Source organism: Thalassotalea sp. HSM 43, from assembly GCF_004752005.1.
Taxonomy (GTDB): domain Bacteria; phylum Pseudomonadota; class Gammaproteobacteria; order Enterobacterales; family Alteromonadaceae; genus Thalassotalea_A.
Map to the genome: position 1 here is coordinate 592,457 of NZ_CP038493.1, position 15,636 is coordinate 608,092.

Annotated in this window: 9 protein-coding genes; 4 read left to right on the top strand and 5 right to left on the bottom strand. The window is 40.8% G+C overall.

Annotation, left to right across the window (positions count from 1 at the left end):
• Positions 1 to 39: 39 nt before the first annotated feature.
• The 3 genes from E2K93_RS02600 to prmB all read right to left on the bottom strand — a co-directional run bounded on the left by E2K93_RS02600 (position 40) and on the right by prmB (position 3,515).
• A complete protein-coding gene (locus E2K93_RS02600; protein ID WP_189637835.1) occupies positions 40 to 1,245 on the bottom strand; it encodes a carbohydrate porin in 1,206 nt (401 codons plus the stop codon).
• 242 nt (positions 1,246 to 1,487) lie between these two features.
• Entirely contained in the window at positions 1,488 to 2,576 is a 1,089-nt protein-coding gene (gene aroC / locus E2K93_RS02605) for a chorismate synthase (RefSeq protein ID WP_135437591.1), read from the bottom strand.
• A 6-nt stretch (positions 2,577 to 2,582) separates the two neighbouring features.
• Complete coding sequence (gene prmB / locus E2K93_RS02610) at positions 2,583 to 3,515, bottom strand: 50S ribosomal protein L3 N(5)-glutamine methyltransferase (RefSeq protein ID WP_135437592.1); 933 nt, start codon at positions 3,513 to 3,515, stop codon at positions 2,583 to 2,585.
• A gap of 190 nt (positions 3,516 to 3,705) precedes the next feature.
• Between prmB and smrB the strand changes: the two genes are divergently transcribed.
• Positions 3,706 to 4,167 (top strand): endonuclease SmrB, encoded by a 462-nt coding sequence (gene smrB / locus E2K93_RS02615; protein WP_135437593.1) that lies wholly within the window; start codon positions 3,706 to 3,708, stop codon positions 4,165 to 4,167.
• A gap of 8 nt (positions 4,168 to 4,175) precedes the next feature.
• On the opposite strand, the gene sixA is transcribed toward smrB, so the two are convergent.
• Positions 4,176 to 4,652: a phosphohistidine phosphatase SixA gene (sixA, locus tag E2K93_RS02620; RefSeq protein WP_135437594.1), complete on the bottom strand. Its 477-nt coding sequence runs from the start codon at positions 4,650 to 4,652 to the stop codon at positions 4,176 to 4,178.
• Between the two features lie 192 nt (positions 4,653 to 4,844).
• On the opposite strand from sixA, the gene E2K93_RS02625 reads away from it, so the two are divergent.
• The 3 genes from E2K93_RS02625 (at position 4,845) to E2K93_RS02635 (ending at position 12,820) form a co-directional block, all read left to right on the top strand.
• Positions 4,845 to 7,610 carry an insulinase family protein gene (locus tag E2K93_RS02625; RefSeq protein ID WP_189637836.1) on the top strand — a complete coding sequence of 922 codons (2,766 nt, stop codon included), beginning with the start codon at positions 4,845 to 4,847 and terminating at the stop codon, positions 7,608 to 7,610.
• A 180-nt stretch (positions 7,611 to 7,790) separates the two neighbouring features.
• Complete coding sequence (locus E2K93_RS02630) at positions 7,791 to 12,215, top strand: EAL domain-containing protein (protein ID WP_145988259.1); 4,425 nt, start codon at positions 7,791 to 7,793, stop codon at positions 12,213 to 12,215.
• A 284-nt stretch (positions 12,216 to 12,499) separates the two neighbouring features.
• The gene (locus E2K93_RS02635) at positions 12,500 to 12,820 is read left to right on the top strand and encodes a hypothetical protein (protein ID WP_135437597.1); all 321 of its coding nucleotides are present in this window, start codon (positions 12,500 to 12,502) and stop codon (positions 12,818 to 12,820) included.
• Between the two features lie 669 nt (positions 12,821 to 13,489).
• Here E2K93_RS02635 and fadJ read toward each other — a convergent pair.
• Positions 13,490 to 15,634 (bottom strand): fatty acid oxidation complex subunit alpha FadJ, encoded by a 2,145-nt coding sequence (gene fadJ, locus E2K93_RS02640; protein ID WP_228445456.1) that lies wholly within the window; start codon positions 15,632 to 15,634, stop codon positions 13,490 to 13,492.
• Between the last annotated feature and the right edge of the window lie 2 nt (positions 15,635 to 15,636).

Genomic DNA, 15,636 nt, shown 5'->3' on the forward strand with positions numbered 1-15,636 from the left:
TAATAGCTGGCGCTTTTTAGCGGAATTATAGCGTGTGCGTTATAAAATAATACGAGCACGCAAACCAAATACAACTTGACTGCCTTTGTCATTACCCATGGCTTTGTTCATGGCTCCGCCATCAACATATTGGATATCAGGGATGATCTGGAAGTAATCCGTTACCGGCATCTTATAGTAGACCTGGCCGATATATTGATCATCATCATGACCAAACTGCTCTTCATTTGCTTTACCCCATTGATAAGCAAAACCTAAAGTATCCTTTTCTTGAAACAGGCCATAATAGCCAGTACCAACGGTTACGGATTCAGACAATAATGGTGCATAACCGTCGGAAACACTGGCACGGAAAAATGGCATCCATTTGCCCATCATAAAGCTGGCGGAGAAGTTTACACCTTCACTATCGCCGTATGGGTCGTGGCGAGAACCCTCGTCTTGATGCCAGTAAGATACGTGCACGTTGTCTAAGTAAATACGCCCTTGGCCGGCACCGGTATAACCAAATTCAATCGACTTGTGATATACATTTTCACTTAAGAACGCATCAACGTTATCGGTAAATTCATCTAGGTCAGATTTACCCGTTGCATCAACCACACCACCTAACATATATAGGTTATCGGTAAGCATATGACCTGCGGCAATACCAAAGGCAGCATCATCTGGCAGTCCCATGGTGCCGTTACCCGTACCCAAAGTTAGGTTAGTAAAGTCAGTCCAAGGACTTGCTTGGGCATAAGCGTCTAAGTAATCAGTGATATCTAAAAAACCGACCCAAAGTACCGTATCACCAAAATTTTGGCGCCAATAAAGGTTGGTAACTCGTGCACCTTGATCTGAAAAATTAGCGCCTGTCATGCTGCCCATACCCACATCATTTAAACCAAACCACTTGGGTGCTTGGTCGGTATATGCGTGGCGATGTTCTATCTTAAAGTTTAAAGAGCCATTTTCAGTGGCAGCCCATGAACCCATGATACGGAATACGCCAGATGCGGCGTTATCATCGGCACCATCCATCACATCATTCGATTGCACATAATACGAGTTATAATCAGAAGCGATGCTCAAGCCATAGTTTTTTTCTAAGCTTTCTTTCCAACTCAATCGCGGTTTATGCTTAGCATCTTCAATCGCATGCTCGGTTGAGTCAGGTGAACCAACACGTTGATTATCTTTAGCATTTACCGATGTAGCGAACAAGCCAGCAACCGTTAAAGCAATTAAACTTTTGTTCATCATATCTACCTATTCAATTAAGGTGGTCAACCCCAAACACGAGTTCGCACATATTCAGGGGCGACCGAATGCGGAAAATATATACAAGGTTTAGTAAATCAACTTGTTAATTTGAGCATCAGTTTTTACTGAAAACGAATTAAAACAAGGTGCTACAGCGAGTTACAAATTGAGGCTATATAGATACAAAAAGCAGGCTCTAGGGCCTGCTCTTGATAATGTGATTTATGAGAAATAAAGGACTATTCAATCACGGGTGTTGGACAGTTGACGTCGTGATTTTGCGCTAAATTTCGAAGGTAGTGGTCCATTATGGTAATTGCCACCATAGCCTCTGCAATTGGCACCGCACGAATACCAACACATGGGTCATGTCGACCACGGGTAATTATATCTGTCGGATTACCATCTATGTCGATGGTTTTACCGCTGACACCAATACTCGATGTTGGTTTAAGGGCAATATTGGCAACGATATTCTGACCTGATGATATACCACCTAATACGCCACCAGCAGAATTAGATAGAAAGCCATCCGGTGTCATTTCATCACGGTGTTCAGAGCCTTTTTGGTCGATACAGTCAAAACCATCGCCTATTTCAACACCTTTAACCGCATTGATACTCATTAATGCATGCGCTAAATCCGCATCCAATCGGTCAAATACCGGTTCACCAAGACCAACTGGCATATTCGTCGCAATGACTTTTACACCTGCACCAATCGAATCTTTTTCACGTAAAATACCGCGTAACAGCTCATCTAATGCGCTAAGTTTGCTGGTGTCAGGGAAAAAGAATGGGTTGTTTTCGACTTCATCCCACTGGTAGTTCTGAGCTTTAACATCGCCGATTTGATAAACACAGGCTTTAATTTCCATACCGAACTTTTGTTTAAGGTACTTTTTGGCAATACTTCCAGCAGCAACTCGCATCGCGGTTTCACGCGCAGATGAACGTCCACCACCACGGTAATCACGAATACCGTGTTTTTGCCAATAGGTATAATCTGCATGCCCCGGACGGAAAGACTTGGCTATCTCGCCATAATCTTTTGAGCGCTGATCTTTATTTTCGATCATCAAGCCGATTGGCGTACCCGTGGTTTTGCCTTCAAAAGTACCGGATAAGATTTTAACCAAGTCTTCTTCGCGGCGAGCGGTGGTATAGCGAGAAGTCCCCGGCTTGCGACGATCCAAATCAAGTTGCAAATCTTCTTCGTCTAGTTCAATACCTGGCGGACAGCCATCAACGATAGCCCCTAATGCCAGACCATGACTCTCACCAAAGGTGGTTACTCGAAATAATTTACCAAATGTATTACCTGCCATAATCGACTACTTTAACGCCTCTTCGAATGTTTGTTGATGTTGCTGTAATTGTTGCTTACTCAATTTAAAGACCCCTAATCCACCACGTTCAAAATCAAGCCACTGAAAATCAACGGTTGGAAACAGCTCTGTAAGATGCACCATAGAGTTACCGACTTCACATATTAAGCTGCCACCGTCGTTTAAGTGCGTCGAGGCTTGTGCCAATATTTTGCGAGTAAGATCGAGACCATCTTGGCCACTGCCCAACCCCATTTCTGGTTCGTGATGGAACTCTTCCGGCATATCACCGATATCTTCCACATCCACATATGGAGGGTTTGTCACTATCAAATCATACTTTTGCTCGGTTAAGCTAGAGAAAAGATCAGATTGGATTGGAATAACTTGTTCATTTAATTCATGGTTGTGAATATTAATCGCCGCAACATCGAGTGCATCGGCAGATAAATCTACCGCATCGACGTCACTGTTTGGAAACTGATACGCACAGGCTATAGCAATACAGCCACTGCCAGTACAAAGATCAAGTATGCGTTGCGGTTCGTCGTCAACAAGGCCAAAAAAGCGATTATTGATAAGTTCAGCAATTGGCGACCTTGGCACCAAAACCCGCTCATCAACGTAAAAAGGCAAACCATTAAAGTAGGCCAGATTGGTGATATAAGCCGCAGGTACGCGCTCATCAATGCGTCGCAAGTAGATATCTATCAAGGCTTGCTTTTCTGATTTGGTCAATCGTGTTTGCATAATGCTATCACCCATGTTGTAAGGCAAATGCAACGCAAACAAGGTTAATGCAACGGCTTCATCCCATGCATTGTCGGTACCATGACCATAAAATAAATCAGCTTCGTTAAATCGGCTAACCGACCAACGCAAGAAATCGTGAATGGTTTTTAGATCTTCAATGACTTCTTTTACATTGACTTCGAGCAAAGCAAACTCCCAACTTTCTAATTTCAATTAATAATAAACTATTTTACTGATGCTTAACTGTTTTTTACTGCAAAAAAACGCTAAAATTTGCCTATGAAATTTAAAGATCTCTTAGACGAAAACGATAAAACCTTGTTCAAGCAAGCCGTAGGGAAGGTTAAGCGTATCAAGCAGGATACCATACCTTCGCATGCAGTTAGCGACAAGCAAAAAACTGCCGCGAAACGTTTGGCACAAAAAAAAACAAACACTTGATCAGCAAAAACAACTGTTTTACTTTTCTGACGAATTTGAACCTAATCTTGAAGAATCAGGACCAATGAAATTCGTCCGCGATGACGTTGACAGTTTTGAAGCCAAACGATTAAGGCGAGGTGAATATTACCCAGAGATCACCCTCGACTTACACGGTTTAAAGCAACAACAATCAAAGCAAGAAATCGCCGCCCTAATTGCCGAATGTATTAAACAACACGTTAATTGTGCATGCATCATTCATGGCATTGGCAATCGCGTATTAAAAACAAAAGTCCCACACTGGCTAGTACAACACCCAGACATCATGGCGTTTCATCAAGCACCATTAGAGTTTGGCGGAGATGGCGCGTTATTAATATTGATTGATTTAAAGGACGATTTTCTCTGTAAATAAGACGTGTACTAACAAAAGTTATCAGGACTTATATGACGTACGATTGGGCCGTGCATTTTTTGCAGATCATAATCGATGTGTAACACACTGGCTGTCGCGAAAATAGGTGCGCTTTTATCAGTCGACATCTCAGCCGATAAATAACTCACTAACGGCATATGCGAGACCAACAGTATGTTTTGCCAACGCTCAACAGACAGCATGCCATCAATATAATCGTGAACTTCACTGGCACTGCCAGCAGGAGTGATTAAACTAAAGGTCTGTAATGGTACGTCGGCAGCCAATAACGTATGCAGTAATTTTGCGGTTTGCTGAGCACGCTTATACGGGCTAACAAAAATAGCGTCAAACTTGACGCCTTCTGAGCCAAGCCATTTGGCCATCACTTTAACCTCGAGTTCGCCGGTTTCAGTGAGCGGTCTTTGCTTGTCTTCTTGTACCCTGGTATCAGCGTCACCATGACGCATTATATATACATTCATTTTATACGAATTGTTAAGCCAATCGATTTGTTATTAGTGCGTTATTCTAAAGAATCTGAGTTTATAGATAAACAATAGTTCAGAAATAAATTGTAATCAGCTATATTATTAAAATAATTAAAAAAAATAGCCTTCATAAGCTGGCCAATTGCCCTGGTTAGCTCGTCCAAATAACGCCCATTGGAGCAGTCTTTGAAAATAAGCCCTAACGATTCGAAACAATATCAAGCCCTTACTCTAGAAAATGGCTTGAGACTTGTATTGGTTCATAATAGTGAATCAAATCGAAGTGCTGCTGCTCTTGCTGTAAATGCGGGTCATTTTGATGATCCTATCGATCGTCAAGGCATGGCACACTTTCTCGAGCACATGTTATTTTTAGGCACTGAACAATACCCTGAAAGTGGCGAATACCAGCAGTTTCTCGCACAACACAATGGCTCGAACAATGCGTGGACAGGCACCGAGCACACCAATTTCTTTTTTGATATCAATCACAAATACTTTGAACAGGCACTTGATAGATTCAGTCAATTTTTTATCTCTCCCTTATTATCTAAAGAGTTTATCGAAAAAGAGCGGATGAACATCGACTCTGAGTTTAAGTTAAAACTTAAAGATGATATGCGTCGTATTTATGATGTTCACAAAGAAACCATCAACCCTGCGCATCCGTTCAGTAAGTTCAGTGTCGGTAATATCGATACTTTGGCGGATAGACCAAACAGCGAGCTTAAAGACGAAGTTCAAGCATTCTTTAATGAGCATTATCGTGCTAATCGCATGACGTTAGTTTTAGAGGGCCCCCAGTCTATAGAGGCTCTAAAACAGTTGGCTGAACAAAAATTCCTAGCCATTGCCGAGGGTGTATCCGCAAAACCAGATATAAATGTGCCGTTATACCTTGAGAAAAATCTCGGCCTAAATATTAATATCCGCCCAGAAAAAGAAGAGCGTAAACTGATATTAAGTTTTGCCTTACCGGGCATCGACAAAGATTACCAATACAAACCGGTTAGCTACATCGCCTACTTACTTGGGCATGAAGGGCCTGGCAGTATTTTGTCGATATTAAAAAACAAGCAGTGGGCATTAGGCTTAAGCGCTGGTGGCGGCGTTAATGGCTCGAATTTTAAAGATTTTAATATCAGTATTCGCTTAACCCAAGAAGGCCAAAAGCATGAAGCTGATATAGCTGAAATGATCTTCGCCTACATTGAGCTTATAAAGCATGATGGTATTCGCGCCGGCTATTATGATGAAAAGAAAGCGATATTAGAGTTTTCGTTTCAATACCAAGAAAAGTTAAAAGCACTGGACTCGGTAAATCAGCTAGTGATTGCCATGCATCACTACCCAAGTGATGATTACATCTATGGCGATTATGTGATGTTGCAATTCAAACCTGAGCTGGTGAAAAGCTTTCTTGATTTGTTAACACCAAACAACATGCGAATGGTACACATTAACCCGGATGTCATCACCAACCAAACCAGTCACTGGTATAAGGTGCCCTATAATGTCAGCGACATTGACGATGATGTTTTGGCTCGCTTAACCTCGCCCAAAGTACATGACGAATTGGGTCTACCTGATGCAAACCCGTATATTGTCGCCAACCCGCAACTGACCCCAGTAGTTGAGGAAATGCATATCCCGAAGCTAGTCAAAGAACAAGCTGGCTTTAGAGTTTGGTTTAAACAAGACAGTTCGTTTTATGTGCCCAAAGGGCAAATTGTTATCGGTATTGACTCACCGACGGCCATTGCCAGCAAAAAGCACATTGCTATGACGCGATTGTTTGTTGAGTTATTTAGCGACTCGGTTTTAGAACAAAATTACGACGCCGAATTAGCTGGTATTCATTATCATTTGTACCCACACCAAGGTGGCATGACACTGCAGCTTTCTGGCATCAACGAAAAGCAACCATTGCTACTTAAAAACCTGTTATTGGCGATGAAGGATCATTCATTGGCCCCTACTCGTTTTGACTTATTTAAAAACCAACTGATCACCAACTGGCGTAATGCAGAAAAGAGTAAATCGATCTCGCAACTGTTTTCAAAGCTCAGCGCGCTGATGAAACCATTTAGCCCATCAGGTAATGATTTGGCCAATGCCTTATCACAGGTGGGATACGATGACTTTACCGCTTTTTGTGGTCAGTACTTTGCCAAACTAACCATAGAGTCATTTATTTACGGTAATTGGAATCAGCAACAAGCGCTGTCCATTGCCAACTTAATCGTTGACGAGTTGGGTGAACATATTGATGATCAAGCTAATGTGACTTGTAATGTGGTGGATTTTGCTGGGCAGAAAACAGCGATTTTACCGCAATTGCTGCCTGAGCATGACTATGCCAGTGTGATGTATTTTCCAATGCCTGACTACGATACCCATACCATGGCCATCACCATGATTGCCAGTCATCTAATATCACCGCACTTTTTCCACCAAATGCGCACCGAAAGGCAATATGGCTATTTGGTCGGCGTCGGTTATGTACCGATGAATCGCTACCCGGGTATCGCTTTTTATATTCAATCGCCGGATACCAGTGCCGATACGTTATTTGCGGCGATAAACGAATTTATCGACGAATTTGATGCGTCTGTGAATGACAACGAATGGACCCACTTAAAACAAGGCCTTATTGGTCAATTGCAAGAGAAAGACACCAGTCCGCGTATTAAAAGCCAACGCTACTGGATGAGCATTTGCAATAAAGACTTCGATTTTGATCAAAAAGAACGCCTTATGGCAGCGATAGAAAGCATTCAATTAAAAGATATTGGCGCATTTATCAAAGCCCGATTGTCGAGTAAATCTGACCCAGATAAGATTTGTCTGGCGTCGGTTAAACACGGCGATGAATTAACCTATCTGACCCACAGCGCTAAAGCGATCACCGACATTGACGAGTTTCATCGTCAGCTACCATTTAAATCCTGATTTACAGGGGCTTAACCTTTTAATCACAGTTGATTTGCTTTAAGATGAATTTCTAAGCTAATAATAAAAATATACTCGATCTATATTGCTCGAGTCGCTAATAGAAATAGACAATTTGTGCGATTAAATAGGAATAACAAAAAGCAAAATTTCGCTAGTATCCTGACCACAGGTTTATTGGTGTTCCTGTTATTTTTCTCCGCACTGGCCACGTCAGCAACACAATCCCCACTTAAGTTTCAGCAATACTCCACTAAAGAAGGGCTTAGTGAAAATTCTGTGTATTCAATTACGCAAGATCACAATGGCTTTATTTGGTTTGCAACCCTCGATGGATTGAACAAATTTGATGGTTATGAATTTGTCCAATATCACACCAAGGATTCCAACAACAGCGCATTACCATCAGATCTTATCCGCGTTGTTTTTGTCGATTCGCGCAATCGATTATGGGTCGGTACTCAAGCTGGCCTGGCGTTATACAATGCGACAACTGATTCGTTTGAAGATAGATTTGAAATTTTTGATAACCAACCTATTTGGTCTATTTTTGAAGATAATCAAAAAAACATCCTAATATCGACCAACGAAGGGCTATACAAATTAAGTGCCACGCAAGAGCACTTCACTAAAGTCAGTCTTAGACAGTTCTCGAGCGATGTCGTTGAAGTTAAAACCATATTCCAAGATAACAACAATAACTATTGGTTTGGTACGTTTGAAAACGGCCTATATATCGCCAATGAATCGTTAGATTTTGTATTTTCAGCTCAAGAAAATAATAAATTAGATCTAGAAATTGCAAGCTTTAGCATTTATGAAATCGAACTTATTGAAGATCATTACTGGGTGGCCACTGGTGACGGGATCTATGTTGTCGATAATTCTTATAACATTAAAAAACATATCAAAGCTGACCTCGAAAGCGATAACCCAAGCATTAATAAAGTGCGAGCTATCGAAAAGGCAAATGAGTTTGAAGTATTTCTTGGTACTGAAGTGGGGCTGTATTCATATAACCTAGTCACTGAAACCATCTCTGAACGAAGACACGAAAGAGTAGACAGTACAAGCTTAGATATCAATTTTGTTTACAGCCTATTTAAAGATAAAGCGTCATCTATTTGGGCAGGCACTTATACATCAGGGGCTGCGAAGCACACAATTAATAGCTCATTGTTTAATATAGAAATGGCTGAGGGCAATAGTAAAAATAATATTGTGGATTTTGCCGAACTCGATAATCAAGGTTTGTATATTGCCAACCAATTTGAAGGCATTTTTTACAAGAATTATAAGACCCAAATAATCAGTCCTGTAACCACTACAATAACTGAAGGCATAAGATCAATTCATCGAGGAAGTCCGACTGAATTGCTTATTTTTACAAATGAATATCGCCTTTTAAACCTTAACATTGAATCAAATGAAATAGAGGAAATTTGGCAGTTTAATCTCAAGCACTTGCGTGGCCACGATAGATTTGATTTTGAAATGGTGGATAGATTTGTTTTTCATGGGTCCAATGACAGAAAGATATTTAAATTTGATATAGAGTCTCAACGATTATCATCCTTCCCGATACCGGGCGCATCGGAAAAGTTTTATATATTGCCGGCAAATCATAATGATAAAGTTATGATCTTTGGTAGTTCAGGGGAGTTTTTTGAATTCGATATTGACCTAGATACATTTGAAAAGCTGAATATTCCCAAACATAAACTGTTTCTAACAGATACGCTTGCTGAAGTTAAATTCACAAACGACTTTATTTGGTTTAGTTTCTGGGGAAAAGGTATTCTTACCTACGATAAACAAAAACGAGTATTTCAGCATTACAATGAAGCCAATGGCTTAGTAAATGATTATGTTTTCAGTTTTTTGCTCGATAACGAATCGAATGCCTGGTTAAGTACCAACAAGGGAATATCAAAAATATCCCCAACTAGTAAAACCGTATTTAATTATGATAATTCCTATGGTGTGCAGAACAGTCAATTTTGGGTAATGTCGTCTTTTCAAGGCAGCGATGGACAATTTTATTTTGGCAACATTAGGGGCTTTAATAGTTTTTACGCGGAAGATATCACCCCTAAAAAAGGTGTTATATCGCCACCAATAAATACTAAATTACTAATTGCCAACAAAGAATATAAACAGCTCGACGGGTTATTATACGCATTAGATTCTATCACCTTAGAGTATAACCAATCGCCTTTTACCATCGAGTTTTCATCGCCTAACTCAAGTGTTGCCGAACAAGTTTTATACCGCTATAAATTAATGGGTGTTGATAACAACTGGATAGAAACAGACAGCCATTACCGCAGAGCGACCTACACTAATTTAAATGATGGAAGCTATACATTTTTGGTCGAATCATACGATCAAAACAAATCAAAATACCTCAAAGGCAAACAATTAACCGTTCATATATTGCCACCTTGGTGGAAAACCAATACCGCTTGGGCGATTTACGGCCTGATCATTTTCTTTATTGGTTACTACTTTTATAACCAGACCAAAACAAAGCAACTCACCAATGCCAAAATAAAACAATCGGAAGAACGATTAAAACTTGCGTTGTGGGGCTCTGGCGATGAAATGTGGGATTGGAATTTAATTACTAATCGTATGTACCGCTCCAATATCTGGGGGGTATTAAATTTCCCTAAGAATGGCAAGTCGGAAAGCAAAGATGGTGAGCAAAGACGTAATATTCACCCGCAAGACTACCCTCGCGTAAAACAATTATTGCTCGAACACAGACAAGGCAAAAGTGAGCATTACGAAGCGGCCTATCGCGTAAAAGATATGAACAGCAAATGGATGTGGGTACTTGACCGAGGTAAAGTGGTTGAGCGTGACGATGACGGCGAACCAATCCGAATGACGGGTACCTTAAAAGACATCAACCAAATCAAAGCCAATGAAGAAAGCTTAAAATTATTTGCAAAATGTATTGCCAATATATCCGATGCCGTGGTTGTCTATGACGCACAATTTAAAGCGGTTGATTGTAATGATTCATACCAGTTGATTACCGGCCAAACGCGCGAACAAGCACTTGGTAAAGAGCTTGAATTTAATTCTTATCCGCCGACCTTTTTGCAAAACCTTAAGCGCAATTTATTAGCGAACGGTACTTGGCAAGGTGAAATAGAAAGTAAGCGTGATAATGGCGAGGCCTATTTAATTGATATCACGCTGGATATTATCCGAGATGAAAACGATGAAATATCGCATTTTGTTGCGGTATTTTCGGATATCACCAAACGTAAACAAACCGAAGAAGAGCTGCGCAAATTAGCAAATTCAGATACCCTGACCGGACTGCCAAACCGCTCATTCTTTCAAGGCAGTCATTCGCAACTGATTAACCAAGAAACCGAACACGCCCTGCTCGTTTTCGATTTAGATAACTTTAAGAAAATCAATGACTCGTTAAGTCATCAAGTCGGTGACGTATTGTTATGTAAAGTCACTGAGCGAATCGCGACGATAAATGGCATCAAAGACACCTTTTATCGCCTTGGTGGTGATGAATTTTCATTGGTATTGAAAGGCAATAATGATATCCACAACATTACCTCGGTTGCTGACGAAATCCTCAGTACCATAGTCGAGCCATACAGCATCCAGAATAACGAGATTTCGCTGTCCTGTAGTATCGGTATCGCCTTATACCCAGATGATGGCAATAACACCCATGAATTGCTTAAAAACGCCGATACCGCAATGTATCACGCCAAAGACGAAGGTGGTGATTGTTACCAGTTCTTTAATGACTCGATGAACAAACAAGCGGTCAAGCGCTTACAAATTGAAAACTTGATAAGACACGGTTTAAAAGAAGACTTATTCTCAGTGTTTTATCAGCCGAAAATTGAAGTCAGCTCTGGAAAAGTTGTTGGCATGGAAGCACTGGTGCGTTTTGAAGCCGGATCTAAAGGTGTCATTCGACCAGATATATTTATTCCTATTTCGGAAGAAACCGGTCAAATCATTGAGATTGGCGAAATCGTATTGCGTAAAGCTTGTTTGGCCACAAAAGCCTGGATGGACAATGGCATATTTAATGGCCGCATCGCTGTCAACTTGTCAGCGGTACAATTTAAACAGCCGAACTTAGTTCAAATCATTAATGAAATACTCGAAGAAACCGGTTTACCGGCCGATCGACTTGAACTTGAAATAACCGAAGGCACGGTTATGAACTCTCCGCAGGAAGCGATTGAGACCATGCATCAAATTCGTCGTATGGGTATCCACTTGTCTTTAGATGATTTTGGTACCGGCTATTCATCGTTAGCGTATTTAAAGCAGTTCCCTATCAATACCCTTAAAATCGATAAAGCCTTCGTTGATGATATTGAAGCGTCCGAAGAAGGTCGCAATATGGTTGCAACCATTGTTACCATCGCTCATAACTTAGGAATGGAAGTTGTCGCTGAAGGTGTTGAAACGGAAAAGCAACTCGATTACTTGAAGATCCTTAACTGTGAGCAGATGCAAGGTTACTTGTATTCGAAACCTCTAGCTGAACCGGATTTTGGCCGTTACTTGTTATCGCATATAATCACCAATCAATCGACGCCCACGTAAAAGCCAATCAAAAACAAGAATCTCAAATACTAATCTAACACGCTAATCACGCACCTATTATCTATTCATCGCTGTTAGCCAACCTACAATCCCCTAGTAATCAATTGCTAATAACCGTTATCTAATACCTAGAACATTAATTCAATTTGTTAGCGCTTGTTCGCTGAACTAAAGCACGCTCGCATTAATAAAACCACCCAATTTTAAACTTGGCACGATATTCGCTTAAGTACTGCCAGTACAAACATTTTTATTTAAAAATAATAAATTAGGGAATATTGAAAATGCTTAGCTCATTAATTCTTGCAACACTATTAAACACGGGTCTAGATATAGACAATTCAGTAACTACTGATCAATTAGCACCGGCTAACAACACAGTTATTGAGCTTACAGCGAATAATCGTATTCGTATTAAGCCGTCAGCAAATAACCGTATTCGTATCAAGCCGTCAGCGAACAACCGCATTCGTATTAAGCCGTCAGCGAACAATCGCATTCGTATTAAGCCGTCAGCGAACAATCGCATTCGTATCAAGCCGTCAGCGAACAATCGTATTCGTATTAAGCCTACCGCCAATAACCGTATTCGTATCAAGCAGTAAGAGGATAGAAAAATGTTAGCAATGATTAAAAATATTTTCTCATCAAAAATGACTGCAAAACAAGTTGCAGACAACATTGAAATTTGTGAAATGTCAGCGGATAGCTGGTGGTCTTAAGCCTTTAAAATAAAGGCCTGGAGGATATTATGCTAGGTTTCATTAAATCGTTATTGGGACTTAAAAAAACCTCTACCATACCATCTTTAGACATTCATGAAATGGCCGCTGATAGCTGGTGGTCATAGAGCTAAGCACTATTTAACGCGTAGCCAAAAGTGGCTACGCATTAAATAAACTGTATTTAGTTCCGAATAGTTTGAAGGTTTTCATACGTTTTTCGAAACAAAACATTGGCCACACAAGTGGGCCAAAGATAAAGCCGGCTGTTGCCCAACGTTTACGTCCCATGCCAGACTTAAAAGCTTGGCAATAAAAGAATATAGCGCAGACTAGGGACAATGGAATCAACAACATTTTCGGCTCTCACTACAGCAAATGGACGCGCAGTATAGCAAATAGACTATTTACACTAAAGTCCTTTAAGGTTGTTTTTTGGGCAAATTTGTTAACCCCTTGTAACAACTGTTAAATTAAGCTCAAAAAAAAGAGGCAATGCCTTGCCCCTCTCTTCCTCAGTAAGCGGAAATCGCTTGCCGCTTTTACCGTATATTATCCATAACAGCTTTGATTATTTTCAGCCATTGTCACTAACGCAGTACATGGCGTGAAGTGCTCACCATACAGATCTTTATAGTGATTTAGCTTATCAACAACTGTTTGTGCGCCTAGGCTGTCCAAGTAACGGAACGGACCACCTAAGAATGGTGGAAAGCCAATACCGAAGATGGCGCCAATATCACCGTCACGGGCATTTCGAATAATACCTTCGTCTAAACAGCGTACGGCTTCATTTACCATTAACAACACACTGCGATGGCAGATATCATCAGCCGATAAGGTACCGTTCGGCTGCACACCTAATAAGGTATATACACTTTCGTCCACGGCTTTACCATTGGCCTTCTTACCTTTATAAAGGTAAAAGCCTTTCTCGGTTTTCTTACCTTTGCGGTTGTCATCAATTAACTTATTAAATGCATCAGGTGCTTTGAAACGTTCACCTAACTCAGCTTCAAGAATAGGGCTAATTTTAGCGCCAATATCAATGCCGACCTCATCCAATAATTTGATTGGACCTACCGGAAAACCAAACTTAACGAGTGCACGATCTATTTTGTCGATAGGCTCGCCAGCGAGTACCATGCTCGCCGCTTCGTTAACATAAGGCGCTAAGATACGGTTAACATAAAAACCGGCCTTATCTTTGACAACGATAGGTGTTTTACCTTGTCGTTTAGCGTACGCAACGGTAGTGGAAATTGTGCTGTCTGATGTCTTTTCATGGGCAATAATTTCAGCCAATGGCATTTTATCCACTGGCGAAAAGTAATGCAGACCGATCACATTTTCTGGTTTCTTTGCTTTCGCCGCAATTTGATTGATTGGCAATGACGAGGTATTACTTGCAAAAATAACGTCGTCTTTGCAGTTCGCTTCTACATCGGCAACCATACTTTGCTTCAGTGATAAATCTTCAAATACCGCTTCAATAATCATATCCACGTCATTAAAGCCAGTGTAATCCACAGTACCGGTGATTTTATGCATCTGTTGCTGCATAGCGGCGCTGGACATAAAACGACGTTTGACCTTTTTATTAAGAATATCGAAACTATATTTTAAGGCATTGGAGATACCCTGATGATTTATATCCTTAATGCGCACCGGTGTTTTGGCATTATTGACGCTAACATAGGCGATACCACCGCCCATTAAGCCGCCACCTAACACACCGATTTTATTTACAGGTAACGCATCAACGCCGTCAACGCCCTGCTCTTTTTTCATATCTGTGGTCGCAAAAAAGATGTTGCGCAATTGTTTTGATTCTTTGGTTTGCGTTAGCTCGCCAAAATACTTAGCTTCAACCGCCAAGCCTTTTGCCATACCTTTCTCTAGACCGGTACGAATACACTCAATAATGTTAAGAGGCGCAGGATAATTTCCTTTGGTCTTGGCTAATACCGTCTTGGTTGCTTGATCAAAAACAATGCGTCGACCTAATGGATTTGACTCTAACGCTTTTTCTACCAACGATGCTTTGCGGCTCGATTTTTTCTTACCGGCTAACGCCATTTTCTCAGCGACATCAAGTAACACCGATAAAGGTACTACATCATCAACCAAACCTGCTTTTAATGCTTGCTTAGGACGCAACTGCTTGCCGGTCAACATCATATCAAGTGACTTTTGCAGACCAACCAGTTTTGGTAAACGTTGCGTACCACCGCTGCCTGGTAATAAACCAAGCTGTACTTCAGGTACACCCAACACCGTTTTATTTGAATCACTGGCGACTCGCATATGACATGCCATCGCCAGCTCTAAGCCACCACCTAAACACGGGCCATTGATTGCAGCAACCACTGGAATGTTTAATTGCTCCAGTTGATTGAATATCATCTGTCCACCTGCGGCAATCGCAGTTGCTTCTTCGGCGGTATTGCACGCATCAAGCATAGTGATATCAGCACCGGCAACAAACGAGTTTTCCTTGCCACTGTAGACAATCATGCCTTTAATATTGCTGTTGCTTTTAAGTTGTTGTAAAACCTCTTGAATGTCTTCAAGAAATTCCGCTTTTAAAACGTTCATCGTTTCATCTGCAACATCAATTTTTAAATGCGCGATACCATTATCTTGCTCAATTAAGGTAAATGCAGATTGCTTTGTCGTATTATTTTCCATATTCATCA